The organism is Vibrio sp. Isolate23 (assembly GCF_022398095.1).
GTDB classification, from domain to species: Bacteria; Pseudomonadota; Gammaproteobacteria; order Enterobacterales; family Vibrionaceae; genus Vibrio; species Vibrio coralliilyticus_A.
In genome coordinates this window covers 1,263,985-1,289,801 of sequence record NZ_JAKEUV010000001.1, presented here as the reverse complement: position 1 = coordinate 1,289,801, position 25,817 = coordinate 1,263,985, and the positions used below count along the sequence as shown (strand labels likewise).

24 protein-coding genes are annotated in these 25,817 nt (G+C 44.6%); 9 read left to right on the top strand and 15 right to left on the bottom strand.

Annotated features, from left to right (window positions below; translation table 11 throughout):
• Nucleotides 1-41: 41 nt before the first annotated feature.
• Both L1D31_RS05755 and L1D31_RS05750 read right to left on the bottom strand, forming a co-directional pair.
• A complete protein-coding gene (locus L1D31_RS05755; protein ID WP_006961278.1) occupies nt 42-485 on the bottom strand; it encodes a YtoQ family protein in 444 nt (147 codons plus the stop codon).
• Between the two features lie 21 nt (nt 486-506).
• Nucleotides 507-806 carry a putative quinol monooxygenase gene (locus tag L1D31_RS05750; protein ID WP_239836093.1) on the bottom strand — a complete coding sequence of 100 codons (300 nt, stop codon included), beginning with the start codon at nt 804-806 and terminating at the stop codon, nt 507-509.
• A 97-nt stretch (nt 807-903) separates the two neighbouring features.
• Between L1D31_RS05750 and L1D31_RS05745 the strand changes: the two genes are divergently transcribed.
• Entirely contained in the window at nt 904-1,308 is a 405-nt protein-coding gene (locus L1D31_RS05745) for a VOC family protein (RefSeq protein WP_229629164.1), read from the top strand.
• Here the strand turns inward: L1D31_RS05745 and L1D31_RS05740 are convergent.
• Nucleotides 1,301-3,064 carry a sigma-54-dependent Fis family transcriptional regulator gene (locus tag L1D31_RS05740; RefSeq protein WP_239836092.1) on the bottom strand — a complete coding sequence of 588 codons (1,764 nt, stop codon included), beginning with the start codon at nt 3,062-3,064 and terminating at the stop codon, nt 1,301-1,303. The two genes, L1D31_RS05745 and L1D31_RS05740, sit on opposite strands and share 8 nt — an antisense overlap.
• A gap of 256 nt (nt 3,065-3,320) precedes the next feature.
• Here L1D31_RS05740 and L1D31_RS05735 point away from each other — a divergent pair, with 256 nt between their 5' ends.
• A complete protein-coding gene (locus L1D31_RS05735) occupies nt 3,321-4,841 on the top strand; it encodes an aldehyde dehydrogenase family protein (protein ID WP_239836091.1) in 1,521 nt (506 codons plus the stop codon).
• A gap of 33 nt (nt 4,842-4,874) precedes the next feature.
• Here the strand turns inward: L1D31_RS05735 and L1D31_RS05730 are convergent, their stop codons facing one another.
• The 9 genes from L1D31_RS05730 to L1D31_RS05690 all read right to left on the bottom strand — a co-directional run bounded on the left by L1D31_RS05730 (nt 4,875) and on the right by L1D31_RS05690 (nt 12,669).
• The gene (locus L1D31_RS05730) at nt 4,875-5,066 is read right to left on the bottom strand and encodes a hypothetical protein (protein ID WP_239836090.1); all 192 of its coding nucleotides are present in this window, start codon (nt 5,064-5,066) and stop codon (nt 4,875-4,877) included.
• Nucleotides 5,067-5,267: 201 nt separating this feature from the next.
• Nucleotides 5,268-6,035 carry a sulfite exporter TauE/SafE family protein gene (locus L1D31_RS05725; RefSeq protein WP_239836089.1) on the bottom strand — a complete coding sequence of 256 codons (768 nt, stop codon included), beginning with the start codon at nt 6,033-6,035 and terminating at the stop codon, nt 5,268-5,270.
• 112 nt (nt 6,036-6,147) lie between these two features.
• A complete protein-coding gene (locus L1D31_RS05720; protein ID WP_239836088.1) occupies nt 6,148-6,978 on the bottom strand; it encodes a DUF6279 family lipoprotein in 831 nt (276 codons plus the stop codon).
• A gap of 315 nt (nt 6,979-7,293) precedes the next feature.
• Nucleotides 7,294-8,499 (bottom strand): L-2-hydroxyglutarate oxidase, encoded by a 1,206-nt coding sequence (gene lhgO, locus L1D31_RS05715; protein ID WP_239836087.1) that lies wholly within the window; start codon nt 8,497-8,499, stop codon nt 7,294-7,296.
• Nucleotides 8,500-8,784: 285 nt separating this feature from the next.
• Nucleotides 8,785-9,138, bottom strand: coding sequence for a 50S ribosomal protein L20 (rplT, locus tag L1D31_RS05710; RefSeq protein WP_021019837.1), 354 nt, complete (start codon nt 9,136-9,138; stop codon nt 8,785-8,787).
• Nucleotides 9,139-9,179: 41 nt separating this feature from the next.
• A complete protein-coding gene (rpmI, locus tag L1D31_RS05705) occupies nt 9,180-9,374 on the bottom strand; it encodes a 50S ribosomal protein L35 (RefSeq protein WP_019275792.1) in 195 nt (64 codons plus the stop codon).
• Between the two features lie 103 nt (nt 9,375-9,477).
• Complete coding sequence (infC, locus tag L1D31_RS05700; RefSeq protein WP_071881323.1) at nt 9,478-10,029, bottom strand: translation initiation factor IF-3; 552 nt, start codon at nt 10,027-10,029, stop codon at nt 9,478-9,480.
• 3 nt (nt 10,030-10,032) lie between these two features.
• Nucleotides 10,033-11,961: a threonine--tRNA ligase gene (gene thrS / locus L1D31_RS05695; protein ID WP_239836086.1), complete on the bottom strand. Its 1,929-nt coding sequence runs from the start codon at nt 11,959-11,961 to the stop codon at nt 10,033-10,035.
• 267 nt (nt 11,962-12,228) lie between these two features.
• The gene (locus L1D31_RS05690) at nt 12,229-12,669 is read right to left on the bottom strand and encodes an Lrp/AsnC family transcriptional regulator (protein ID WP_239836085.1); all 441 of its coding nucleotides are present in this window, start codon (nt 12,667-12,669) and stop codon (nt 12,229-12,231) included.
• Between the two features lie 144 nt (nt 12,670-12,813).
• Between L1D31_RS05690 and L1D31_RS05685 the strand changes: the two genes are divergently transcribed.
• On the top strand, nt 12,814-13,398 hold the full coding sequence (locus L1D31_RS05685; protein ID WP_239836084.1) for a LysE family translocator: 585 nt from the start codon (nt 12,814-12,816) through the stop codon (nt 13,396-13,398).
• A gap of 76 nt (nt 13,399-13,474) precedes the next feature.
• Complete coding sequence (locus L1D31_RS05680) at nt 13,475-14,245, top strand: siderophore-interacting protein (protein WP_239836083.1); 771 nt, start codon at nt 13,475-13,477, stop codon at nt 14,243-14,245.
• 39 nt (nt 14,246-14,284) lie between these two features.
• On the opposite strand, the gene L1D31_RS05675 is transcribed toward L1D31_RS05680, so the two are convergent.
• A complete protein-coding gene (locus tag L1D31_RS05675; RefSeq protein ID WP_239836082.1) occupies nt 14,285-15,397 on the bottom strand; it encodes a DUF481 domain-containing protein in 1,113 nt (370 codons plus the stop codon).
• Between the two features lie 233 nt (nt 15,398-15,630).
• Between L1D31_RS05675 and L1D31_RS05670 the strand changes: the two genes are divergently transcribed.
• Entirely contained in the window at nt 15,631-17,460 is a 1,830-nt protein-coding gene (locus tag L1D31_RS05670) for an MFS transporter (RefSeq protein ID WP_239836081.1), read from the top strand.
• Here the strand turns inward: L1D31_RS05670 and L1D31_RS05665 are convergent.
• Nucleotides 17,437-18,321 carry a LysR family transcriptional regulator gene (locus tag L1D31_RS05665; protein ID WP_239836080.1) on the bottom strand — a complete coding sequence of 295 codons (885 nt, stop codon included), beginning with the start codon at nt 18,319-18,321 and terminating at the stop codon, nt 17,437-17,439. The two genes, L1D31_RS05670 and L1D31_RS05665, sit on opposite strands and share 24 nt — an antisense overlap.
• A 192-nt stretch (nt 18,322-18,513) precedes the next feature.
• Between L1D31_RS05665 and L1D31_RS05660 the strand changes: the two genes are divergently transcribed.
• A complete protein-coding gene (locus L1D31_RS05660; RefSeq protein WP_239836079.1) occupies nt 18,514-19,662 on the top strand; it encodes an S-(hydroxymethyl)glutathione dehydrogenase/class III alcohol dehydrogenase in 1,149 nt (382 codons plus the stop codon).
• Between the two features lie 67 nt (nt 19,663-19,729).
• Nucleotides 19,730-20,569, top strand: coding sequence for an S-formylglutathione hydrolase (gene fghA, locus L1D31_RS05655; RefSeq protein WP_239836078.1), 840 nt, complete (start codon nt 19,730-19,732; stop codon nt 20,567-20,569).
• A gap of 128 nt (nt 20,570-20,697) precedes the next feature.
• Here the strand turns inward: fghA and L1D31_RS05650 are convergent, their stop codons facing one another.
• Nucleotides 20,698-22,776: a PhoX family phosphatase gene (locus L1D31_RS05650; RefSeq protein ID WP_239836077.1), complete on the bottom strand. Its 2,079-nt coding sequence runs from the start codon at nt 22,774-22,776 to the stop codon at nt 20,698-20,700.
• Nucleotides 22,777-23,216: 440 nt separating this feature from the next.
• On the opposite strand from L1D31_RS05650, the gene L1D31_RS05645 reads away from it, so the two are divergent.
• The gene (locus L1D31_RS05645; RefSeq protein WP_239836076.1) at nt 23,217-24,896 is read left to right on the top strand and encodes an RluA family pseudouridine synthase; all 1,680 of its coding nucleotides are present in this window, start codon (nt 23,217-23,219) and stop codon (nt 24,894-24,896) included.
• Between the two features lie 150 nt (nt 24,897-25,046).
• Nucleotides 25,047-25,796, top strand: coding sequence for a transporter substrate-binding domain-containing protein (locus tag L1D31_RS05640; protein WP_239836075.1), 750 nt, complete (start codon nt 25,047-25,049; stop codon nt 25,794-25,796).
• Nucleotides 25,797-25,817: the final 21 nt, after the last annotated feature.

Sequence of the window (25,817 nt, the reverse complement as noted above, 5' to 3'; positions counted from 1 at the left end):
TAGGTTTCAGTAAAAAGAGCGCCCGTTTTGGCGCTCTTTTTTTAATTCTGACTCGTAACGTATTTTAGGAGCTCAACGACATGCTCTGGTGATTCCGCCCACGCCATTGCCGCAGCATCGACCTCTTTAAGCGGGTGAATCAAAGACTCATCGTGAAGCGTTATATACGGCTTATCAAGTGCCGCTAACATGCCTGCATCAAATGCGGCATTCCACTGGCGATATTTATCACCAAAGCGCACCACGCCAATATCACACTGTTTGATAAGAGTAGACGTTCGAATGGCGTTGACTTTGGACGATTGGTGGTCACGCCAAAAGCCTGATTCATTCTCTCTAAGTACGTCACCCGCTGCATCGCTGGAGTCGTGGTCGGTATTCGCAGAATAGAATTCAATATTCAAATCCAACTTCTGAGCACCTTCCACAATACGCTCGCGCCAATCGGTATGAATTTCACCGCTAAGATAGACTTTCCAAATCATCACATTGTTTCCTTTTGATTGTTATTTCGAGTTTTTTGCTACGACATCCGCACGAATGACTGACTGTTCAACCACTATATCAGCTAACTGAACTCGACTTGCCAGATAGTGCTCAGTTTGTTTGTGCACAGTCAAAGCTTCTTGGCTTTGATAAATCTCGTACAGATGGAAGAGCTGCGGGTCGTTAAGATCTCTGATTACGTCAAATTGTACACAACCCAATTCATTCTGACAGGACACTTTGGCGTTTTCATTCATGATAGTGATGTAGTCTTCTTCCCTACCTTTTTTTACTCGATTGGAGAGGATTATGCAGTACATAATTAGTTACCTTCCTTGATAATGTTCATCATCATTGCAAAACAATTACTTTATTGTATACAATTTAATTTAAAATAAAATACAAGGAAGTGTAATTATGGACAGACCTGCTCCATTTAATGGCATGAGACATATTGCTTTAGTGGTTCAGAAATTCGAAGAGTGTGAGGCTTTTTACACTGACATCATGGGCATGTCAGTGTTGAGACGAGCAAGTGATAATCTGGTTTACCTGACTAACGGCTGCGATAACCTCTCACTTGGTCGCGCCCACTCACAACGGGTATGCTCGCCCATCAGCGTCGATCACTTTGGTTTTATTGTTAGAACTAAAGATGAGCTCCATCATTGGTATGAGTTCATGCAAGAGAAAGGAGTCACACTGCTCGACGCGCCTCATGATCACAGCGATGGTGCGAGAAGCTTCCATTGCCGCGATCCGGAAGGTCACGTCATCCAGCCCCTTTATCATCCCGAGATTTCACACCAGACCATCATTTAGTTTTGATCAACCCCAATACTTTGAGCTTTCGATAAACGGTGTTCCGGCTGATTCCCAGCACTCGGGACACCTTGCTGACATTTCCGTTATGCGCATGGTAGGTGTCGACCAATGTGCTATTAAGTGTTGATTTCAAGTCCTGTTCTGCCACTTCACTTTGCACCGGAGTGTTTTCTAACAATGGCTGGGCAAAGTGAGTAGGCACATGCTCAATACTGATTTCTTCTACATCGCTAGCAATCAAGCTGGTGACTTTGAGAAGGTTATCCAACTCTCTCAGATTGCCTGGCCAACGATAATTGAGCAATAACTGCATTAGCGACGCCGAGATTTGCTGAGAGTTTTGTTGGTGTTTTGCGTGAATTGCCCGAATCAACGCGGCTTTGTCTTCGCGCTGATACAGTGAAGGTAAAGTAATCACTAAGCCATTCAATCGATAATAGAGATCCTCCCTAAAGCGTCCCTGAGCGACCAGTTGGTTTAAATCCTGATGCGTTGCGGCAATTACCTGAATGTCCACTTGATAGGATTGAGCCGAACCCACAGGCATAACCACTTTGTCTTGCAGGACAGATAGCAAACGGCACTGCGTATCAAGCGGCATTTCCCCGATTTCATCCAGAAATAAGATGCCTTTATCCGCCTGTCTCACCCGCCCTGAATAGCCGTGCTTACTCGCCCCGGTGAACGCTCCAGACGCATGACCAAATAGCTCAGATTCAATCAAATCTTTAGGTAATGCCCCGCAATTAACGGTGACAAGCGGCTGCTTACATCGAGCACTGTGTTTGTGTAGCGCTTTAACGAATTCACCTTTACCAACCCCCGTTTCTCCGAGAATTAACAGACTAATATCACAACCCAACACTTTATTTGCCTGCTGCCACGCTTGTTCCACTTGGTGATCACCATAGTGAAGCTCACTTGATACGCTGAGCCATTTTTTCTGGACCGGCTTCTGGCTTAAGGTTCGTTTTTCAAAGACGAACTGCGCGTTCTGCTCTGGCTGCTTGAGAAGGCTCTCGACATGCTCTCCGACAAGTGCTGCCTTAGGGATAAGTTGAGTGGCAACCTGATTGTGTGCCACCACCTGACCATTTTCATCAGCAATCACTATGCCTTGCCAACCACTCTTCAAAACTGATTCATTATGCGCAAGGTTGATTTGCAATACTCCCTCAGGGATTTGCGTCAACAGGTAGTTTTCAATCAGCTGCACCATGTTCTGGACCAACAGCTGCGTCGTCACATCATGTTTGCTTTGTTCACTAGTAATATCGAGAATGCCAACCAGTTCACCACGATAGTTAAAGAGCGGGCTCGCCGAGCAACTAATGAAGCGATGCTGTTTGATAAAGTGCTGCTCACCAATAATAGACACTGCTTTCTTTTCGAACAGTGCAGTTCCAATCGCATTCGTCCCTTTTAGCCTTTCCTGCCAGCAACTGCCTGAATCCAGCGCTATCGACATCAACTTTTCTCGGAATCTTTCCTGCCCCCAACTCGCAAGAATGACCCCTTCATCATCCGTCAAAATCAACCGGCTATCTGTTCGAGAAAGAACTTGATTAAACAAAGGCAAAGCGCACTGCTCCACAGCTTCAATCACGCCTTGAGCCTTATAACGTCGCTCTTTGAGCAATGCGTTGGACACGTTAATGTCTTCAGGTTTCTTTATCTGTTTGAGACCCGCATTAGTACTTCTCTGCCATGAGGACATGAGCCAGCTGTCTGGTTGATGGGTTTGTAATTCCATACCTGTTCCACTCTTGAGCATTTGGGGTGTGCCATTTTGGAACAGGTGAACATTTTGTTAACACCCCATTCCATCGCCATGCGTTTAAAACAACACAGCCTAAGCCTTGAACACTCTAGCGCCAGAACAAATTCACAACAAGTTTTTAACAATTGGTCTGTGATTTGCGTTAGTTAGATGAATGGTAACTGAAGTGTTCACCTGTTAGTGACAGCTTCAAACATAACTTGAACGAGAAAATAATAAGGATATTTCTATGATTTACGCACAACCAGGCAGTCAGGATTCGGTGGTTAACTTCAAAACCCATTACGACAACTACATTGGTGGAGAGTGGGTGAAACCTGTGTCTGGCGAATACTTTGACAACACTTCACCAGTCAATGGGCAAGCTTACTGTAAAGTTGCTCGTTCAGGTGAAGCAGACATCAACCTGGCACTTGATGCGGCTCATAATGTCAGAGCGAACTGGTCAGCCACGAGTGTAACAGAGCGTTCCAATATTCTCCTCAAGATTGCCGATCGCATTGAGCAGCACCTTGAAGAGCTTGCCGTGGCAGAAACATGGGAAAACGGCAAACCAGTGCGTGAAACTCTTGCAGCGGATCTTCCTCTTGTAGTCGACCATTTCCGCTACTTTGCGGGCTGTATCCGCGCTCAAGAAGGCAGCGCTGCCGAGCTTGATGTGAATACCGCGAGCTACCATTTCCCTGAACCTATTGGTGTTGTCGGCCAGATCATTCCATGGAACTTCCCTATGCTGATGGCAGCTTGGAAACTGGCTCCAGCGCTCGCGGCAGGTTGCTGTGTGATTTTGAAACCGGCTGAGCAAACCCCAACTTCTATCTTGCTTTTGATGGAAAAGATCGGTGATTTGATTCCAGCAGGCGTGGTAAACGTCGTCAACGGATTTGGTAGTGAAGCAGGCCAAGCGCTTGCCACCAGTAACCGTATTGCCAAGATCGCTTTCACAGGCTCGACTCAAGTCGGTAACCACATTCTTAAATGTGCAGCCGATAGCCTAATTCCTTCAACTGTGGAACTGGGCGGTAAGTCACCTAACATCTATTTCCCGGACATCTTCGACCATGAAGACGAATACTTGGAGAAGTGTATCGAAGGTACGCTATTGGCCTTCTTCAACCAAGGCGAAGTCTGTACCTGCCCTTCACGTGTATTGGTGCATGAGTCCGTGTACGACAAGTTCATCGCCAAAGTGGCCGAACGTGCTAAGAGCATCCAGCAAGGTAATCCGCTAGATACTGACACTCAGGTAGGTGCACAAGCTTCTCAGGAACAATTTGACAAGATCCTGAGCTACCTAGAGATAGGCCGCCAAGAAGGCGCGAAAGTTGTGTTCGGTGGTGAAGTCGCTCAGCAAAAAGACGATATCGAATCGGGTTACTACATTCAGCCAACGCTTCTTGAAGGCAACAATAAGATGCGTGTCTTCCAGGAAGAAATCTTTGGCCCAGTCATTGCCATTACTAAGTTTAAGGATGAAGCCGAAGCGCTGGCCATTGCGAACGATACCGAATATGGCTTAGGCGCAGGTGTCTGGACGCGAGATGCCAATCTAGCCTACCGCATGGGTCGCAACATCGAAGCGGGTCGTATTTGGGTGAACTGTTACCATGCTTACCCAGCGCACGCTGCCTTCGGTGGTTATAAGAAGTCAGGTATTGGCCGTGAGACGCACAAGATGATGCTGGATCACTACCAGAACACCAAAAACTTACTTATTAGCTACGACGTTAACCCACTCGGTTTCTTCTAAACATAAAGAGCGCCCTAGGGCGCTCTTTTACTGTCAGGCTTCTTCGTGTTTGTCGCTTTCTTTAAGTTTGTCATTCCAATACAACATGCCACTGGCGATCAACGCTACCACTGAAACGGTGAACAAAGCTGGCATCTTCAAAATCCAGGCAAAGGTTGCCGCCAGAAAAGCAATAAATGTTATCATTCTGCTGCCTGACATCACACGACCTAGTTTTCTGTCCATAACTCCTCCTACCAAGAGAAAAGAAAGGGAAGGGAAAAGGTGAGGTAGGTAGAGCGCGCTTTTTCTACACAGTCATTGTGGCATTAACGGACAAAAATTAACCTAAATAGTTATCAAAGACTCTCACTATATGATTCACAACATCCTCATTTGGGCAACATACATCAACGGGAATCTGCACAAATATAAGCTGAACATTACTCATATTAGGTAAACGTCACAGAAGAAATACACGGTCATCACGATACTCGATAACGCTACGAAACCTTTAATGTAGTGTTGAGGTACATTACGCGATACCCGAGCCGCAACATATCCACCTAGAAGCGTCCCGAGCATAACGGTACCCCCACGCGACCAGTCAATGGAATCATCAATAACAAAAACTAAAATGGCGGTCAGAGACACACAGGAAGAGATAAGAAGCTTAAGGCCGTTCATCTGATTGATGTCTTTGTATCCCGCTGAAACCAGATAACTCAACACGATCACCCCTAAACCAGCATTAAAAAATCCACCATAAGCTGAGACCAAGATTAGGCATGCCGCCAGCGCCACAATTGACCACATTGGATGCAAACAAGCACCTTGAGCGATTTTTCCTGACCACTCACTAACCTTATAACCAAATAGAAATATCAATGTGGCAACCAATAATAACCAAGGAATGGCTTCAAGAAACAAAGACTCCGAAATGCTCAATAGAAGATAAGCGCCTAACGCTCCACCAATTAGGCTCAGGATCACTGTAAAGGATATGATTTTAGGGTCTTTACCTATGTCCTGCCTAAACCCATAAGCCCCACTCACATACCCGGCACAAACAGCGAATGTGTTCGTTGCATTGGCGACAATGGAGGGAACGCCCACAAACAACAAACTCGGAAAAGTGATGAAACTCCCTCCGCCCGCGACACTGTTAAGAATGCCGCCAAGCACACCGGCAATAAACAATAGAATCCATTCCATCTTTTGATTAAGTTGAGAATTATTAATCCAATGTAGCGATATTCAGAACCAAGGTAAACTTAAAGGGGCAAATATTTTGCCCCTTTGATGCCTCTTAAAAACAAACTTCCTGCTACTGAATATCCATTGCGATATTTCGCCAATCACGTAATTCTTGACGGTAATGCGCGGTTTGCCTGTTGGTGACAGAGTTAATGATTTTAACCAAATACTTATCCGCTATTGCTTTGTTGTAGTCTATTTTTTCTTCTAACTCGGCTGAATAAAAGCTGGCAGGATTAAACATCAGTTGTTGGAAGTGTGGTTGAAAATATCCCGTCTGCATACGATTAGTCAGTAGCGTATTCATTTCTATACGCATTTTCGTTTGGTGATCAATCCAATCGTAAGAAGTAACCACAAGCTGATCTGCCCATTCCTCAATCATATGTTCTTGTTCAGATGTCAGCGAGCCTAACCAATCATCAAAGTTCTCCGAGATCTTGTCTTGATAGTTTGCTCGAATTTCATCTTCAGATAGCGTCTGATATTTCTTTTTATAACGGGTATGACGAACACGTATATTATCCATTAACTCCTCAGCTTGTTCATCAGATAGCTCTCGAGCTAAAGCAAATACTTCCGGAGCGATTTGGCCAACGAGTCTTTTCGTGTGCTCTTGAAATAGCTTCTCTTGGGTTTTGAGGTCTTCCTCTGTAAAGGATTTAGGATCAAGCTCGATCAACTGGTCGAGATGCTCTATATAATTCGGGATTTCCTCTCTTCTGTGCCAATCACTGAGCAACTCGATTTTCTCACTCACCAATTCTTCCTGCTCGTCATTGAGCTCTACGAAGTCTTCCAGATACTCAACCAATAACCAATCCATGTTGTTATAAACAAACTTGGTACTACAACCCGTTAAGGCAAAACAGATTGCTATCAGTAATCCCCATTGTTTCATTGTCCATTCCTCTGCCCTACACTGCTGAGAACATTATAATTGTAGCTCTCACGTGAACAGAGTGTGAGCTGGTTACATTACCAGCAAATTAAATACCAGAATTTGTATTTGAACAATAGAGCCCTGAAATTCCTTTAAATAACAAAAGTTAGATGCTCATGAAGCGTCAATGGTTCATCACGTAGGTATGGTCAAAAGCGGCAACGACATGCCGTATCTATAAAGAAAGACTCGCTAGAAAATTGGATAAGGTGAAAAAGTTTTGTGTGACCCGAAAGCTTTTCAAAGACTCTCATTAAGGCTTCACAGCAGAAGTCATTCAAACTTTTCTTCTATCTTCTTACAGATGTATTCTCCAATAGGGATCGCTGAGGTCGCTGCTGGGCTAGGTGCATTACACACATGAAGGCTTCGAGCACTCTCAGAAAACAAAAAGTCATGAACAAGCGTACCATCCCCTAGCACAGCTTGGGCACGTACACCCGCAGGATAGGGCTGTAAATCTTCCAATGCCACCGCAGGGCAGTATTTATTGACTAATTTGAGATAGCCCGGCTTCCACCATGAGTTTTTTAACTCTTCCAGCCCAGTTTTTAAATGCTTCGCTGAGACACGCCAAAAGCCTTTAAACAACAGCATTTGTAATGTATCACGTAAGCTGAAGTTAAACCTCGAATACCCTTCTCTCTTCCAGCCTTGAACCGCATTGGGACCAACTGTCACACTACCATCGATCATTCGAGTAAGATGTACGCCGAGAAACGGTAACTCAGGGTCAGGAACAGGGTAAATCAGATGATTCACGATTTGATTGTGCTTCTCAGGCAATTGATAGTACTCGCCCCGATAAGGAATGATTTGAAAATCAGTTTTAATCCCCAACATTCTCGTCATTCTATCTGCCATTAAACCACTGCAAGTGATCAAATGTCGGGTATTAAGCTGCATTGTTTGCCCATCTGCGACGCAAGTAAGCTGAATCTCTTCTTCAAGCTCTTGCGCAGCTACGACTCTCGTTCTCAACCCAATCAAACCACCAGAGGCCGTGAATTCTTCAACCATGCATTGAGCAACTTTTTTGTAATCGACAATGCTTGTCTGTTTAACGTAGATAGCTCCTAAGCCCGTAATGTTCGGCTCTGCCAATTTCAGTTGAGCTTGGTCAAGCAATTCAACGTCAATTTCGTTTTGCTGGCAACGTTCGAAAAGCGCCTGCATTCTCTCTAATTCATCGTCTGTCGCTGCGACAATGAGCTTCCCGCAGTTTTCTACGTCGATACCGTAACGCTGACAGAAGTTGATGGTGGCCTGCACGCCACGCTTACAAAAGTCCGCTTTAAGACTTCCGGGCTGATAGTAAACGCCAGCATGAATCACACCACTATTGTGGCCGGTCTGATGCTGCGCAAAGTCGGCTTCTTTCTCTAGCAGAAGTATTCGTTTAGCTGGGTATTTTTGTTTTAGTTGCCATGCCGTAGATGCACCCACTATGCCCCCACCAACAATAATATAATCGTGCACGACGTCCCTTGCTCTTAACCCATATCTAGAGTGTATTTTAATCTCAATTATGCTCGATTACGCATAGATGGAGCACAGTCACAGCAATGTCTAATCGTTAAGTCAGATTAATCGTGCGATTTGTGACTTGCTATCCAATATATTGGCAGCAGAAAAGTACTGAACGGATTGAAACATTTGACCAATACCGAAGGAGTTGGTCGTCTTGAATGAAATGTGGGAGTTGCAGAAACAAAAAAGGAGAGCCGAAGCTCTCCTTTTCTTAATCCTAATAACTAACTCTAATTAAAGAGCAGCTTTCGCTTTTTCAACTAAAACTGCAAATGCAGATTTGTCGAATACCGCGATATCAGCAAGGATCTTACGGTCGATCTCGATAGATGCTTTCTTAAGACCGTTGATGAAACGGCTGTAAGATAGACCATTCTGACGAGATGCCGCGTTGATACGTGCAATCCATAGTTGACGGAATTGACGCTTCTTGTTGCGACGGTCACGGTAAGCGTATTGACCAGCTTTAGTAACTGCTTGGAAAGCTACGCGGTAAACACGTGAACGTGCACCGTAGTAACCTTTAGCTTGTTTTAGAACTTTCTTATGACGTGCACGAGCTTGTACACCACGTTTTACGCGAGGCATTATGCTTCTCCTAAACTAAACGATAAATAAACTAAAAAGAATTAAGCGTATGGCATCATACGAACAACTGCAGCCACTTCACACTTAGGAAGGATTGCGTTTGGACGTAGTTGACGCTTGTTCTTAGTAGTACGCTTAGTCAGGATGTGACGTTTAGTAGCGTGCTTGAACTTAATACCACCAGCAGTTTTCTTGAAACGCTTAGCAGCACCTTTGTTGGTTTTCATCTTAGGCATGATGAATAACTCCGCATTGTAGTAGTTTAATAAACATGTAATTAGGGCGAATAAAACCCCGCCGTTTAAAAACGGCAGGGTTTAATTACTTGTAAGCCGTTAATTACTTCTTCTTAGGGGCAAGCACCATGATCATCTGACGACCTTCGATCTTCTTAGGGAAAGATTCCACTACTGCTAAATCAACAGTGTCTTCCTTAAGACGATTTAGAACGTCAACACCGATCTCTTGGTGTGCCATTTCTCGGCCACGGAAGCGAATTGTTACCTTCACTTTGTTGCCTTCTTCAAGGAAACGCGTCAGGTTGCGTAGTTTTACCTGATAGTCTCCAATATCAGTTCCAGGACGGAATTTTACTTCCTTAATCTGAACCTGTTTTTGCTTCTTCTTCTGCTCTTTAGCAGACTTGCTCTTCTCAAAGAGGAATTTACCGTAGTCCATTACACGACATACTGGTGGCTCAGCGTTTGGACTGATTTCTACCAGATCCATACCCGCTTCTTCAGCTGCTGCAACTGCTTCTTGAATTGAAACAACGCCAACTGATTCACCATCAGCGCCAGTTAAACGAACTTCACGAACGCCACGAATTTCACCGTTTAAACGATGAGCATTTTGTTTGGCCGGTACTTGGCCGCGTCTTCCGCCTTTAATAGTTTATTCCTCCAGATTGAGCTTACGGCTTGAAATCTCGTCTTGGATGTATGAGATAAAGTCATCCACTTTAAACTTACCGAGATCCTTGCCTTTACGAGTACGTACTGCAATCTCTCCAGCTTCCATTTCTTGGTCGCCACAAACCAGCATATACGGCACACGCTTCAAAGTATGTTCGCGGATTTTAAAGCCAATCTTCTCATTTCTCAAGTCTGCTTTAGCTCTAATTCCACATTTTTGTAGTTTTTGGGCCACTTCCTGAGCATAATCCGATTGCTTATCAGTAATATTCATAATTACTGCTTGCTCCGGAGATAGCCAAGTCGGGAAGAAACCGAAGTATTCTTCAATCAGAATACCGATGAATCGTTCTAGTGAACCTAGGATCGCACGGTGAATCATAACAGGAACTTGACGTTCGTTGTTTTCATCCACGTAAGTCGCACCTAAACGGCCTGGTAGGTTGAAGTCTAGCTGAACCGTACCGCACTGCCATGCACGGTCTAAACAGTCGTGCAGTGTAAATTCAATCTTAGGCCCGTAGAATGCCCCTTCGCCCTCTTGGATTTCGTATGGAATATCCATCGACTCCAGAGACTGCTTTAGCGCTTCTTCTGACTGATCCCAGATCTCATCTGAACCTACACGCTTTTCAGGACGCGTCGACAGTTTCACGACGATGTTGTCGAAACCAAAAGTTTGGTATGTATCATAGACCATTTTGATACACCCCGTAACTTCGTCCTGAATTTGGCTTTCAGTACAGAAGATGTGTGCATCATCCTGAGTGAAACCACGCACACGCATAATACCGTGTAGTGCACCAGAAGGTTCGTTACGGTGACAAGAACCAAACTCCGCCATACGTAACGGCAAATCACGGTAAGACTTCAGACCTTGGTTGAAGATCTGTACGTGGCCCGGACAGTTCATTGGTTTCAATGCGTACTCACGGTTCTCCGAAGATGTTGTGAACATCGCTTCTGCGTATTTGTCCCAGTGACCTGAACGCTCCCATAGAACGCGATCCATGATAAGCGGACCTTTAACTTCTTGGTAACCGTATTCGGTCAGTTTCTCACGGACGAATACTTCAAGATCACGGAAAATAGACCAACCATTATGATGCCAGAACACCATACCCGGTGCTTCTTGCTGCATGTGGAATAGGTCTAGCTGTTTACCGATCTTACGGTGGTCACGCTTCGCCGCTTCTTCTAAACGAGTTAGATGCGCCTTCAACGCTTTTTTGTCGTGGAATGCAGTACCGTAGATACGCTGAAGCATCTTGTTATCGCTGTTACCACGCCAGTAAGCACCCGCTACGTTCAGTAGCGTGAAGTGCTGACAGAAACCCATATGTGGTACGTGAGGACCACGACACATATCGATATATTCTTCATGATGGTACAAGCCTGGACGATCGTCACAAGATACATTTTCGTCAAGGATTTCAATCTTGTACGTTTCACCGCGAGCTTCAAACGCATCGCGTGCTTCCTGCCAGCTTACCTTTTTCTTGATAACTTGGTATTTGGTCTTTGCCAGCTCTTTCATGCGCTTTTCGATCTTTTCAAGATCTTCTTGCGTCAAAGAGTACTCTAGGTCGATATCGTAGTAGAAGCCGTTGTCGATGGTCGGGCCAATCGCCATTTTTGCTTCTGGGTATAACTGTTTAATCGCATGACCCAATAGATGTGCACATGAGTGACGAACGATTTCAAGACCATCTACTTCATCTTTTACTGTAATGATCTCAAGACTTGCATCGTCTTCAATCAAATCACACGCATCAACTCGGTTGCCGTTAACACGACCAGCAATGGTCGCTTTCGCAAGACCCGGACCGATAGATTGAGCGACGTCTAGAGTAGAAACTGGGTTGTCAAATTGACGCTGACTACCGTCAGGAAGAGTAATAATAGGCATTTAACTGTCCTTTACAGTGGTGTTGCACACCAAGCAACACTTGATTTGTTTTATTTTCTTTATGTAGCAGATAGTTACATGAAGAAAAAGTGAAGATTTATTCAGCTCGGTACACTTTTAGGAACAAATACAGATGAACCTCTCAATGAACCAAGAGCGGATTCTAATGTATTCTAAAGAAAAAAGACACTCACAGAGGCATCTTTTCATCCATTAGTCTGATTTATCTTGCTATACCCTTTATGAACTTGTTACTGACGGAAGGCTTTACCGTTCATCCTTAGGTGAGTCCATGACCACCATAGTGGTGATAGAGTTGACTTGACGGCACTCCCCAAGTACATCTGCATGAATCTTTTTGTAGCTTGGAAGATCTTTTGTTTCCACTCTAAGTAGATACTCATTTGCACCTGTGATGTTGTGGCATTCAACGACTTCATCAACAAATCTGACGTGTTCTTCAAATTCAAGTTGTGCTTGCTTGCTGTGACTCGACAGACCGATAGACACATAAGCGGCAAAGCCAACACCTAACTGGCTGCTATCCAGTACTGCGCGATAACCTTTTATCACACCTTGCTTTTCTAATTCCTGAACCCGGCGTAAAGTTGCAGAGGGAGACAAACCAATGCGCTCAGAGAGCTCAACATTAGAGATTCGTCCGTCCATTTTGAGCTCATGCAATATTCTTTCGTCAAACTTATCCATAACGCCCCTAAATTGTGCAATATCGCCTTAACACTCGAATAAAAACACAAAATTGCGCCTTAATCCACATAATATAGAACTTGATCGGTCAGACAACACATCCAACGCAACAATCTTGCTTTCTAACAATTACAGGAGCCCATCATGGAAATGGAACAACTTGGCGCACTGGCGCTTTTTGCCTTTGTCTCGACCTTCACCCCTGGACCAAACAACATCATGCTGATGACGTCAGGAGCTAACGTCGGCTACAAACGAACCCTACCTCATATGACAGGAGTCGCTTTTGGCTTTGCTTTTATGGTCATGCTGGTTGGTATTGGCCTAACAGGTATGTTTGAAACCTATCCTGTTACTCATACAGTACTAAAATATATCAGTCTGGCTTACTTGGGCTATCTCGCGATAAAAATTGCCTGTAGTGGTAAAGCAAAAGATGTCGAAGATTTCAAACCAATGACATTTCTCGGTGCCGCGAGCTTCCAATGGGTAAACCCCAAAGGATGGTCAATGGCCCTGAGCTCTGTGACCTTGTACAGTAATGGCGGTGGCTGGCTTGAACTCTCGATCATCGCGTGTACGTTTCTATTTGCAAACTTTCCTTCTGGCAGTTTCTGGATTCTTGCTGGACGCGAGCTGCAGCGATGGTTAACAAACAACATCAGAGTGAGGAGCTTCAACCTGCTCATGGCTTTACTGCTGGTTGGCTCAACGGTACCAATGCTTTAACACTGTAAATTTGCTGTCTCACTGATGAAATAACTGTTACTCTAAATGCGAAAGAGAATAATTATCGAGTAGAAATATGAAAAAGCCATCAGCAAAAACGCTCATTGTTCAATCGACAGAGTCCGTTACCCCTAACATGCAGCGAATTACACTACAAGGCTCTGGGCTTGCCGATTTTCCAAACGAATGTGAAGGCGGCTATATCAAGCTTTTGTTTAATCAAGAAGGCAGTACGGATTTAAGCCAACTGACTGAGACGGAACGGCCTGTCATGCGCACTTACACGATTCGTCAGTTTGATCCAAAAGCATGTGCAATTGAAGTCGACTTTGTGCGCCATATCACGCAGGATTTACAATGTGGCTTTGCCGCTCGCTGGGCAATGGGTGCTAAGGTGGGCGACACCATTTCAATCGCAGGACCGGGTTCTATTTCGACGATGAATTTACAAGCTGATTGGTTCTTTATGGTGGCAGATATGACGGCGCTGCCCGCTTTAAGCGTTAAAGTGAGAAGCCTACCTGAACAAGCGAAAGGTTATGCCGTTATTCAAGTAGAATCTGAAGAGGATATTCAACCCATTGATGCTCCCAAAAACGTTGAAGTCATCTGGCTTAATACATCACAATCTTTAGTAGATCAGGTTCGAAAGCTAACTTGGTTAGAGGGGATGGCGTCTATTTGGTGTGCTTGTGAGTTTGATTCAATGCGTCAACTGAGACAGTATTTCCGCAATGAAAAGGAAGTCGGACGAGAAAATATCTATATCAGTAGTTATTGGAAACAAGGCGTTTCAGAAGACGGCCACAAGGTGATAAAACGACAAGATGCTGACGAAAACCAGTAATCAAAAAGCGAAGCCTTTGTGCTTCGCTTTTTGGTTTGTTCAAAGCTCGTAACTCAAACCGAAGTTAATTTTGTAGTCATCTTTCTCGGGTACGACACCGTCCGAGTCAGCTTTAGTTTGTGAAATATGTTCCCAGATAGCTTTAATACTGAACTCCAAATCCCCAACAAGATCAATGTCAAAACCAAGGTCGTTCTTATGTCGCATTCCACCGGCGTCATCACTCGCCCAGTCAAGATTGTAAGTATGACTAAAGTCGATATCCTTTGTCAGCTCGTATTCAAAGTTGGATTCCAAGGTTAAAACCGTACTGCTGGCACTGTCTTCCTCACCAGCTTCTACCGTCGAAAATTCACTGTACTGCATACCGGGACCAATTGACACATCCCACTCAGCATCTGAATCCGCCACGAAAAAGTAACCTACCTGCATTGAAGCATTCACCTGATAATCCAAGTTCTGAAATTCATCGCTAAGAACGGACAGTTTTACGGGCCTGAAAAACAATCTGTTGTTGAGGTAAATATCGTAAGATCCATTAAACTGGCTCTTCTGTGCCGTCTTCTCATTATTTGACTCTGACACTTCATGGCGAGCACTGAGTTTCGTTCTTGACTCAACCGTATTGCGCTCTGCTTCAACCTCGCCTAACAAAGAGAACTCTTCCGTATTGCCTTTGCTAATATCCAATCCAAGATACAGATCTGCCGTCCAATAATCTGAATCCTTCTCTGCACCACGATAGATAGAAACAACCTGATTAACAGGAAAAGAAAACTCCTGATCGCCCTTTTTCAAATACAGTTTATTATCACAAATTGAGAGGTAACCATCATAGATATCCCCACTAGCGGTTCGAATAGTGAAAAAGCTTGCCGTCTCCAACACCGAAACATCTTCAAGCTCAATTTCTTGATCGCCAAGGTCATCGCTGTCAAACTCAATTTCCTGATCGTAGGAGTTCGATTCCTTCTTTACTGTTCCAGACAGCTCACCTTTTAGCACCTCACCCGATTTTAGCTTTACCCAGTCATCACTTTTATCGATATAAACCGTCTGGCTATTTATCTCTTGCGCATTTTCTTCTGCTGCAAATACGCTAGGTTGGCAAATAACAGTGGCAATAAAAAAAGCCATAATTTTGAGTTTCATCTGCACCTTTTCGTCTAGTAGGAACCCATCTCATTGCGCAATAAGATAATGAGGCAATCGTGTCTCAATGTCAGAAGCGAGACAGGCGATTGTCAATGTTATTGGGCATGATAATTAAGCTGGGTGATATAAGAAAACTCAAGTGCAGTCTATGAATATTTGATCAACCAAACAGAAACGAATCCTTTGGTCCCCCTTGAAAGTGACGCCCTTTTGCTTTTAAATCAAAGGTTATGACTATTACAGCAGCACTACGACCACTAACCCTTCTCTTCATCAGCTCGTTCCTATTGATGAGCAGTCATGGCCTGAGTGGCATCTTACTTCCTGTCTCCCTTTCCGAAAGTAACATCAGTGTTCAATCGATGGGTTTCGTTCTTTCCATGTACTCCGTTGGTTTTCTTTTGGGGGCAATTCTTGGCAAACGTATTCTACGCAACATTGGTTTGGTAAGAACGTTCGCCATGTGTGGCAGCTTAGGAGCCAGCGCCATTCTGATTATGGGGCTTAATTACGAAGTCTGGATATGGGTGATTATGCGTTCCATTATGGGCTTTTGTATCGCCTGCGCGATGACTACTCTTGACACTTGGTTTAACAGCGTGTCAACTGAGTCCAATCGAGGGAAAATCCTTGCCGTTAATCAGGTTGTCATTCTCAGTGCTATCACTTTAGGTCAGTTTGGCCTTGCCATTGCACCACCCAGTGAAACCACCTTGTTTATTTTGTGTGGCGTTTTATTCAGTATCTCGGTAACACCTGTGGTTTTCATTTCTCAATTCGAGCCTCAGATCGAACAATCCGATTCCATCCCACTCAAGTCGATTTACGTTCTCTCTCCCTTGGGGTTTGTTACGTGTTTCACTTGTGGCGTTTTGTATTCCACCATTGCCAACATGTTACCCATATACGCTGATGGCGTGGGTATTACTGGCTTTCAGCTTTCTGTTTTCATGGGAGCGGCTACCGCTGGCGGTATCTTATTACAACTGCCAATGGGCTATTTATCTGATCGATTTGAACGACGCAAAGTCATACTTGGAAGCTGTTTTGTACTTGCTATCGTCAGTTTCCTACTTCCAGTATCCATTGACTGGCAGTGGTCAACAACACAATTGCTTTTGGTTGCGATGACGATGGGGCTTGTCGCCTGTTTGTATCCGCTGAGTATTTCCGAGACCTTTGACCGCGCAATGAAAGCCCAGCTAGTCCCCGTATTATCAGGTTTACTTTGCATTTACGCGATTGGTTCGATTGTCGGCCCCTACACTGTGTCAGTATTAATGGCTCAATTTGAGAATAGTGCCTTGTTCACTTTCCTTATCATGGTGGATTTAGGCCTTATCATCTTTACTATTTATCGCATGTCAGTGCGTGAAGCTCTGCCAGTCGAAGACCAAGAAAGCTTCGTGATGCATACACCGACATCGATTCACAGTGAGCTGGACCCTCGAACTGAGTATCAAGAATATTCTCTGTATGTAGAAGAAGCTTTGGAACAAGTCGAAGAACTGGCGGCATCACACCCTTCAAATGCCATTACCTTTATTCGCAGTTTGGCTAACAAGCAGCCTGAATGGGCAGTGTCGATCGCAGAGCGTGCTGCGCAAATCGAGAGCATCGATACCGTTCTGCTTTTCAGAGCGATGACGCTAACCAACCCTGAGCTCTCTGTGGACATAGCGAAACGTCTGGCTGAGTCTGACGATAATCAGATAGAAGCACTCGTAGAGTGGCTGGTTGAAAAAGAGCCGGAAAATGCAATGTCTATATTAGCTGCGATTACCGAATCCATGGACGATACACCAACCAAAGTGATTGAAACACTGGCTGAACACGATCCAGATATGCTTGTTGAAGTCAGCCAGGAGTTAGTGGCAAATATGGTAGAGAACAACAGCAACTTGAGACCCGCCGACCGTGAAGACAGTAATCTCACGGAATCGGTTGAAGAGTGGGTCAACGCCATTTCAGAAACGGCTCCTGAACAAGCCGAAGAGATCGCAGAAATGGTTGAGCAGTCGATTCAGGATGCTGACTTAGAACCTAGTACTCCCACCTAATTTATCGGCCAGAAAATCAATCAACAGACGTACTTTGGGTGACAGGTTTCGGTTTTGAGGATATAAAGCCCAAATCCCTTCTCTGTCACCCCGATAGTCAGACAATACTTCTACTATTTCCCCAGAATCTAGCCCTTCCTTGACGTAATAATCGGGGAGCTGAACTAAACCTAAGCCGCGCTTTGCCGCATCCAATAATGCCGCCCCAGAATTGCAGTGAATACGACCTGAGACACGCAGTGACTTTTCTCGTTTATTTTCTTTGAAGCGCCAATAATCAATAGATCCAACTAAGCAGTGGTGATTATCCAGCTCAGATAGCGTATGTGGCTCTCCATAGCAGGCTAAATAGTCTTGGCTACCGCACACATAAAGCTGACGGCTAGATAACCGCTTGGCCACTAAGCTAGAATCCTCGAGGCGACCTAATCGAATCGCGACATCGACACCCATTTCAATGAGTTCAATCCTTTGATTCGTCAGGTTAAGATCTAAATCAACCAAAGGGTAAGACTCAAGAAAGTCGAGTAAAAGTGGGGCTAAATGTGTTTCACCATAGGTCACCGGAGCTGTGATTTTGAGTAACCCTTTGGGGGTTGACTGCATTTGAGTCACAGCCAATTCTGCCAACTCTAGCCCTTCAACTAAGTGTTTACACTGCTGGTAGTAAACTTGCCCTGCTTCAGTGGCAGAGACTTTTCTCGTTGTCCGGTTAAGTAACTTGACTGCTAACCTTTCTTCCAAGGCAGCAACCCGCCTACTGATCTGAGCCACAGAGGTATCCAGCTTCTTAGCTGCTGCCGTAAAGGACTGCATTTCTGCAACTGCAACAAACTCACTCACCCCCTCCCAATTAGCCATTACGCACTCCTGTTAACCCTAAAATAACACCCTACCATTATTACAATAATGTAAAAATCATTTTCAGTTTAAAGGGATTATCTTTACATAGGAAATACCTAGAATGGTGACCAACAAAGTAGAACAGCGAGAAACACCTTCCTCGTCTACGCTTAGAACGTCAAAAAACAATTACATAGAAAGGAAAATCCAATGGCATTAGATATCAAACCAGGTCAAGAGTTTATCAAGTCAAAAGCCGCTGTGGCTTGGGCTGCTGGCGAGCCTCTGAAAATGGAAGAAGTTGATGTACAACTGCCTAAGAAAGGCGAGGTACTGGTTCGCATCGTGGCGACAGGGGTTTGTCATACGGACGCTTTTACTCTTTCTGGTGAAGACCCTGAAGGTATCTTCCCAGCTATTCTTGGTCATGAAGGTGGCGGCATCGTCGAGATGGTTGGCGAAGGTGTCACAAGCGTAGAAGTTGGTGACCATGTTATTCCACTATACACAGCGGAATGTGGCGAATGTAAATTCTGTACTTCAGGCAAAACCAACCTATGTCAGGCAGTCCGTGAAACTCAAGGTAAAGGTCTGATGCCAGATGGTACCAGCCGATTCTCCATCAACGGGGAAACTATTTTTCACTATATGGGGTGTTCAACTTTCTCTGAGTATACGGTTTTGCCGGAAATTTCACTGGCGAAAGTCAACAAACAAGCGCCTCTTAAGGAAGTGTGTCTCCTTGGTTGTGGGGTCACGACCGGGATGGGCGCAGTACTGAACACAGCAAAAGTCGAAAAAGGGGATACCGTCGCAATCTTTGGCTTAGGTGGGATTGGACTTTCCGCAATTATTGGTGCTCGTATGGCAGGTGCAAGCCGCATCATCGGCATTGATATCAACGAAAGTAAGTTTGAACTGGCACAACAGCTAGGCGCAACGGATGTACTCAACCCGCAAAATCTCGATAAGCCCATTCAGGATGTGATCATCGAGATGACCGATGGTGGCGTCGACTACTCATTCGAGTGTATCGGTAACGTTAATGTCATGCGTCAAGCATTGGAGTGTTGCCACAAAGGCTGGGGGGAATCGGTCATCATTGGCGTGGCCGGAGCCGGTCAGGAAATTTCTACACGTCCGTTCCAACTGGTCACTGGTCGAGTATGGCGTGGCAGTGCTTTTGGTGGCGTTAAAGGCCGTTCTGAACTCCCAGAAATTGTTGAACGCTACATGGCAGGAGAGTTTGGGCTTCAGGAGTTCATCACTCACACTATGGGCCTTGACTCCGTCAACGAAGCGTTTGATTTAATGCATGAAGGTAAGAGTATCCGTACTGTGATACATATGGATCAATAATGCCCGTTTAACCCGTCAATAAGCCGCTGCATCTTATCGTGTGACGGCTTTATCTGAGAGACTAACAATGAGTTTATCCAACATAAGCCAAAACAAAGTCGCAGGTGGCTGGCACAAGCAATACATCCATGATTCCATAGTCCTAAACTGCACTATGCGTTTCGCCATTTTTTTGCCGCCTAACGCAAGCAAAACCTCCCCTGTTCCTGTTTTATACTGGCTTTCAGGCCTCACTTGCACCGACGAAAACTTCATGCAGAAAGCTGGGGCCTTCAAAAAAGCCGCTGAACTAGGAATTGCCATCGTCGCTCCCGACACCAGCCCACGTGGTGAAGGCATCTCGGATGACGAAGGTTACGATTTAGGTAAAGGTGCAGGTTTCTACCTTAACGCGACTCAGGCACCTTGGTCTGAACACTATCATATGTATGATTACGTCGCACAAGAGCTGCCTGACCTTATCGAATCAAGCTTCCCCGTTTCAGGCGTGAAAGCGATCTCTGGTCATAGTATGGGAGGGCATGGTGCCCTAACGATTGGTTTGAAAAATGCTTCTCACTTCAGTTCCATCTCCGCTTTTAGTCCAATAAGTAACCCAATGCAATGTCCATGGGGTCAAAAGGCTTTTAGCGCTTATCTGGGGAACGACGTTGAAAGCTGGAAGGATTACGACGCTAGCGAGCTTCTCAGGCGAGCACCGTCTCCGATACCCATTCTGGTCGACCAAGGCGATGCCGATAACTTTCTTATCGAACAGCTAAAGCCTGAAGCTCTGATCGCCGCGGCAGAAATCCACGGTTCAGATTTAGAACTGCGCATGCAAACGGGCTATGATCACAGCTATTACTTTATTTCGAGTTTTATTGATGAACACTTAATGTTCCACGCGAAACACATGTTCAAATAAACATACAAAGCCAAATAAAAATCCCCTCAGTCACCCAGACTAAGGGGATTTTCCATTTGTTCTGTGGTATCACAGAATTATCATGGACTAAACATGCTCTGGCCCACACGCCTGCCCCATGAGTGAAGCTAAACTCCTAATTTCCCACCATCGTAACGTGAAATCACAACGGTACTTGAACGAGGGCGCCAAGCTCGCCCGTCATCAGGAGTTTCCGCCGATGCATTCAATGCATCATGTGGCCAGTTCGATGGATGCTGAACGTTAGTAAACATATGACGAAAATCCGGTGTGAAAGTAATACCTGTCGATTCCGCCCCTTTTGGTGCCACTGCAAAGCGTTTGAGGTGTTCTTGGTTACCTACATTGACGACAGGCACACCATTAGCAGAATGAGAAAGAGCATCAGGTGCCACAGCTAAGATCTGATTATCGACATCAATTTTCTCTTTGGCACCAGAGTCGGTTTGAAGCCATAAAATCCCGCGCTGATCGAAGCTAATTCCATCAACGGAGGAGAACTCATTCTCATCGGTTAGGCCGGACAAGTTAACACTCGATGCATCAGCTTCAGCTGAAGAACCAAAAGCAAAGATTTCCCACTCAAACTCTGTCGCAACTTCACCTTCTTTCCAACGAATAATATGACCATATTCGTTATTCGGACGAGGGTTAGCAGCATCCACATCTCCATCGTGGCGATCAGTGTTGTTTGTCAACGCGAGATAAACCAGCCCCGTTTTGTAATCCACTGCAGTCCATTCTGGACGATCCATTGGCGTAGCTCCCACCGCATCTGCTGCGCCAATCGTATTGCGAATAATAGCTGCTTGGCTGCCAATGGTATCTCCAAGGCGGTTACCATCAAGGTCGATAGCGTTTTCAGTCAACGGTAGCCACTCACCTTTGCCCTGCTCATCAAAACGTGCAACATACAATGTGCCATGATCCATATATTTGGCACCAATCGCCATACGATCTGCGCCAGCGGATAAGTTTTCACTCGCGTCACTCTCATCCCATAATGCATCCGATACAAACTTATAAACGTACTCATATCGGCCATCATGCCCACTATAGAAGACGACAGGTTTACCCGGTTCAAGCACACCATAGGTACAATCTTCATGGCGGAATCGGCCTAGAGAGGAACGCTTAGCTGGCTTAGCGTTTGGAGAATAGGGATCAATTTCAACAATATAACCAAAGCCGTTATCGTAGTTACGAAAATCCTCTTCAGGGCTCGCTCCTAAGACTGAAATATCCCAGCGCTTAAATTCACCTGTAAAATTCTCATCTTGCTGCGGTGGGGAATCCCAGTCTCCGTAAGCTTTGTCGCTTGTCGTGCCATAGCGTTTTTGAACATCGTCTGGCTCAGAGGTAATTTTAAAATGACTAGGCCAGTTTTCTTCACAAGTCAAATAAGTGCCCCATGGAGTAAAACCATTACCACAATTATTGTAAGTCCCATGAGTTACGTTCGACTTATTGTTTTCAACAGTGAATTTGGTCGTCAGTAAGTCACCCTCAGTAATCGCGCCAGTGACATCCATTTCGGTGGATAAATGAATTCGACGATTGTAAGGGCTATCAATCACTACCTGCCAAACACTTTGCTCCAGCTTAATATGCACCACGGATACGCCATGAGCGTAATATTCTTTACGGACATAATTTGGAAGCCGACGATCCAAATAATCCCTATCGTTAGATTCAAAATCATCTTCATGTAAAGTATTTTGGTTTATAAACTCATGGTTCATACACAAAATACCCTGAGTATCATCCAGTGGGAAATAATGCATACCATCATGCATTTGCCCAACAGAATGCAACTGGTCTATATCGCTATTTGTTCCATCTTGTTTAAATGGTTGAATAAAATCATTATGAGAAGAAACCGAGAATAATCGAGTCCCCCAAGGAGCTAATACCTGCGCAAAATACCCTTCAGGCACAGTAAAGGCATCTTTCGATTTTGCACTCACTGACTCAAAGCCCAATGAGTTGACTCGCTCAGATACCTCCACTGTAGTTTCATCAGTATCACAATCAGTCAGGCCAAAAGAACTCATAGCGCCAAAAGCAGCGACACCTCCTGTACCTTTTAACATAGTACGTCTTGATAATGCTTTCGACATCACTTCAGAAAGCGGCGTCTGTTTACTTTTATTGAATATTTTATCTGTAGTTGTACAACGACTCATAATACTGCCTTTATTTCCATCAAAAATAGAGCAAGCTCTCTATAGATAATTATTAATAAACATGAATTGTTAAAATTTCGTTTAATTAAAAAGACAAAACAATAAAAATTTCAATTTAAAATAAATACAACAAATAAAAGCTAGAACACTAATAACTGTATATAATTAGTAAAGACAAATATCATCATATTATTAATAAATAATATGGAGAGGTGCTTCCTATATATTGTCACACGAATTAATATTTATAAAATCACACCGAATTAATCATTATTCTCTTAGAGTTAACCACGGACGTAATCAAGAGTACCTCTTGCCTTTCATAACATTTCTTATCTCATGGAGAACATTGCTACGAACCTTCACATGACGAAGCTGGAAATCACGCCTCAAACAGGTAGAATCCTGCCTTCAGTTTTTCGTCGCAACGGCAAGTTAAAATGCATCAACCTGAACATTTGTTTACTCTTTTCAAAGCACCCATTGATGGTTACAGCTTACCTGACAAGTTCACCTTTCCCTTTTTCTATCAACCACATCCACTATGTGAGCTTGCGGCTCAGGAACTGCAAGAGCACTTAGTTACGCAAACGGATTGGCAGCATAATTTCGGTGTCGATGGAAACTCAAAGGGCACTGGCAAAATGTTCGGTGTGCTGCTTGTTCAGTCACCAGATGGCAAGATTGGTTACCTTTCAGCCTTTTCAGGAAAAATAGCCGACCAAAACTTGCTACCCAGCTTTGTCCCACCCGTTTTCGATATGCTGACAGAAGAAAGCTTCTTTCGGGCGGAAACCGCTGAAATCATGGCGGCGAATCAAAAGTTCAATCAACTAAAAAGCAACCCTCGTATTGCCGATCTGACCGAACAGATAAACTTGCTAACTTCTGAGTATCAGCAGCAGGAGCAATTACAGCGCGACGCAATGATTACAGGCCGAGCTGAGCGCAAAGCACAACGCAAACTGGCTGAATCCTCACTAGTCGGAGAAGCGCTGCAAAATAGGCTTGATGAATTGGCAAAGCAAAGCGTTGCTGAAAAAAACGTGCTTAAATATCTCAAGCTGGAGTGGGATGAAAAAATCGCCGTCTTACAACACGAGCTAGATGAGTTAAATACCAGCTTGAATGCATTGAAAGAGCAGCGTAAAACACTGTCTAATACGTTGCAAAATAAGCTGTTTGATAACTACCGCTTTCTAAATATCAGAGGGGAAGAGAAGTCCCTCAATGCGATATTCAAACCGACCAGTGCGCCCGTACCACCAGCAGGCGCTGGCGAATGTGCCGCGCCAAAACTGCTGCACTTTGCCTTTAAGCATGGATTTAAGCCGTTGGCATTAGCCGAGTTCTGGTGGGGGGCCTCGCCAAAATCAGAAGTTCGCCAACACGGAAAGTTCTACCCTTCTTGCCATAGTAAGTGCTTCCCTATTTTGGGCCACATGCTGGAAGGAATGACCGTTGATGATAATCCGCTGGAAGAAAACTGGGCAGAAGACAAAGAGCTTGAGATCTTATTTGAAGATGAAGCTATGGTTGTCGTCAATAAACCTTCAGGGCTACTGTCTGTCCCCGGCAAAACCATCAAGGATTCAGCTTACACACGCTTGCAGCAACGCTATCCAGATGTGGAAGGCCCTTTCGTGATTCATCGACTGGATATGGCGACATCAGGGTTACTGGTTTTCGCTCTAACAAAGCGTGCGAACAAGAGCCTGCAGAAGCAATTCATTTCCCGCTCAGTGCAAAAGCGCTACGTCGCGCTACTTGAAGGTAAGGTAAGCCAAACCAGTGGTCAAATAGATTTACCAATGCGAGGCGACCCTGATGATCGCCCCCGACAGCTCGTCTGCTTTGAGCATGGAAAACCTGCCGAAACCTATTGGGAGTTGATTGAAACACGAGATGGCCGCTCCAAGCTGTACCTGTACCCCAAAACCGGTCGAACCCATCAGCTTCGAGTTCACTGTGCTCATCACCTTGGGCTCAACTTACCCATGGTCGGCGATGGTCTCTATGGTCAACGCGCCGAGCGATTACATCTTCATGCACAACGCCTAGAGATAGAACATCCCTACAGTAAGCAACCCATGGTTTTTGAAGTTGAGAGTGAATTTTGAACTCCCAGAACACTGTGAATCGGTGCTCTTTTATTCACTGAACTTCCAGCGCTCGGGTTTATTGTCACAGATAACCTTAAACTTTCTGGTGATATCCTTATCAGCAACTATTCTTTTATTGAATCTATTTGCATGTTTAAGGAAGAAAAAATGCGCAGCTTAGTTAAAACCTTTTTATATCTGACCTTATCTCTACTTTTTATCAACTTTGCTCAAGCTAACACCGTTAAACTCGCTAATGGCGAATGGGCACCCTATCAATCCAAATCGCTTAAAAATGGCGGCTTCATGACTCAAATTGTTAAAGAAGCATTCGAAGCAGAAGGCTACCAGGTGGAATTTACTTACATGCCATGGAAGCGTGGCTTTGAAGAAGCCAAAGCCGGTAATTTTGATGGTTCTCTTATTTGGAGTAAGAATTCAGATAGGGAGCAGTTTTTTCATTATACCGACTCTGTTATTACGTTAAGCACTGGATTATTCCAACAAAAAAGTAAACCTGTAAACTGGAGCAGCAAAGAAGATCTTAAGAACTTCAAAATCGGCGGTGTGACTGGTTACGCCTATGGAGTCGAAGATATGGAAAAAGCTAGGCTAATCAATATACAGCGTATTGCTAGTGCAGAAAACAATTACAAAAAGCTCAGTGCAGGCCGCCTAGATATCGTATTGGAGGATATGGACGTTGGTATGGAAACCATCACCAAACTCAATTTAACCGACAAAATTGAACCTAATGCCAAGACATTATCAGCAAGAGATTACTTCGTGATCATTTCGAAAAAATCTCCTCGCGCTCAAGAGTTAGTCGATGCCTTTAACCGTGGTCTGGCGAAACTCAAAGCAGAAGGCAAGTTAGATGCGTATCGTGAAGCGTCAATCCGAGGTGAGTATAAATAGTGCTTATTGACTACAGCAAGA

What these genes read in the sequence shown, in the direction of transcription:
- L1D31_RS05755 (WP_006961278.1), bottom strand. Translation starts at nt 485, where the DNA reads ATGATTTGGAAAGTCTATCTTAGCGGTGAAATTCATACCGATTGGCGC.
- L1D31_RS05750 (WP_239836093.1), bottom strand. Translation starts at nt 806, where the DNA reads ATGTACTGCATAATCCTCTCCAATCGAGTAAAAAAAGGTAGGGAAGAA.
- L1D31_RS05745 (WP_229629164.1), top strand. Translation starts at nt 904, where the DNA reads ATGGACAGACCTGCTCCATTTAATGGCATGAGACATATTGCTTTAGTG.
- L1D31_RS05740 (WP_239836092.1), bottom strand. Translation starts at nt 3,064, where the DNA reads ATGGAATTACAAACCCATCAACCAGACAGCTGGCTCATGTCCTCATGG.
- L1D31_RS05735 (WP_239836091.1), top strand. Translation starts at nt 3,321, where the DNA reads ATGATTTACGCACAACCAGGCAGTCAGGATTCGGTGGTTAACTTCAAA.
- L1D31_RS05730 (WP_239836090.1), bottom strand. Translation starts at nt 5,066, where the DNA reads ATGGACAGAAAACTAGGTCGTGTGATGTCAGGCAGCAGAATGATAACA.
- L1D31_RS05725 (WP_239836089.1), bottom strand. Translation starts at nt 6,035, where the DNA reads ATGGAATGGATTCTATTGTTTATTGCCGGTGTGCTTGGCGGCATTCTT.
- L1D31_RS05720 (WP_239836088.1), bottom strand. Translation starts at nt 6,978, where the DNA reads ATGAAACAATGGGGATTACTGATAGCAATCTGTTTTGCCTTAACGGGT.
- rplT (WP_021019837.1), bottom strand. Translation starts at nt 9,138, where the DNA reads ATGCCTCGCGTAAAACGTGGTGTACAAGCTCGTGCACGTCATAAGAAA.
- rpmI (WP_019275792.1), bottom strand. Translation starts at nt 9,374, where the DNA reads ATGCCTAAGATGAAAACCAACAAAGGTGCTGCTAAGCGTTTCAAGAAA.
- thrS (WP_239836086.1), bottom strand. Translation starts at nt 11,961, where the DNA reads ATGCCTATTATTACTCTTCCTGACGGTAGTCAGCGTCAATTTGACAAC.
- L1D31_RS05690 (WP_239836085.1), bottom strand. Translation starts at nt 12,669, where the DNA reads ATGGATAAGTTTGACGAAAGAATATTGCATGAGCTCAAAATGGACGGA.
- L1D31_RS05685 (WP_239836084.1), top strand. Translation starts at nt 12,814, where the DNA reads ATGGAAATGGAACAACTTGGCGCACTGGCGCTTTTTGCCTTTGTCTCG.
- L1D31_RS05680 (WP_239836083.1), top strand. Translation starts at nt 13,475, where the DNA reads ATGAAAAAGCCATCAGCAAAAACGCTCATTGTTCAATCGACAGAGTCC.
- L1D31_RS05675 (WP_239836082.1), bottom strand. Translation starts at nt 15,397, where the DNA reads ATGAAACTCAAAATTATGGCTTTTTTTATTGCCACTGTTATTTGCCAA.
- L1D31_RS05670 (WP_239836081.1), top strand. Translation starts at nt 15,631, where the DNA reads ATGACTATTACAGCAGCACTACGACCACTAACCCTTCTCTTCATCAGC.
- L1D31_RS05665 (WP_239836080.1), bottom strand. Translation starts at nt 18,321, where the DNA reads ATGGCTAATTGGGAGGGGGTGAGTGAGTTTGTTGCAGTTGCAGAAATG.
- L1D31_RS05660 (WP_239836079.1), top strand. Translation starts at nt 18,514, where the DNA reads ATGGCATTAGATATCAAACCAGGTCAAGAGTTTATCAAGTCAAAAGCC.
- fghA (WP_239836078.1), top strand. Translation starts at nt 19,730, where the DNA reads ATGAGTTTATCCAACATAAGCCAAAACAAAGTCGCAGGTGGCTGGCAC.
- L1D31_RS05650 (WP_239836077.1), bottom strand. Translation starts at nt 22,776, where the DNA reads ATGAGTCGTTGTACAACTACAGATAAAATATTCAATAAAAGTAAACAG.
- L1D31_RS05645 (WP_239836076.1), top strand. Translation starts at nt 23,217, where the DNA reads ATGCATCAACCTGAACATTTGTTTACTCTTTTCAAAGCACCCATTGAT.
- L1D31_RS05640 (WP_239836075.1), top strand. Translation starts at nt 25,047, where the DNA reads ATGCGCAGCTTAGTTAAAACCTTTTTATATCTGACCTTATCTCTACTT.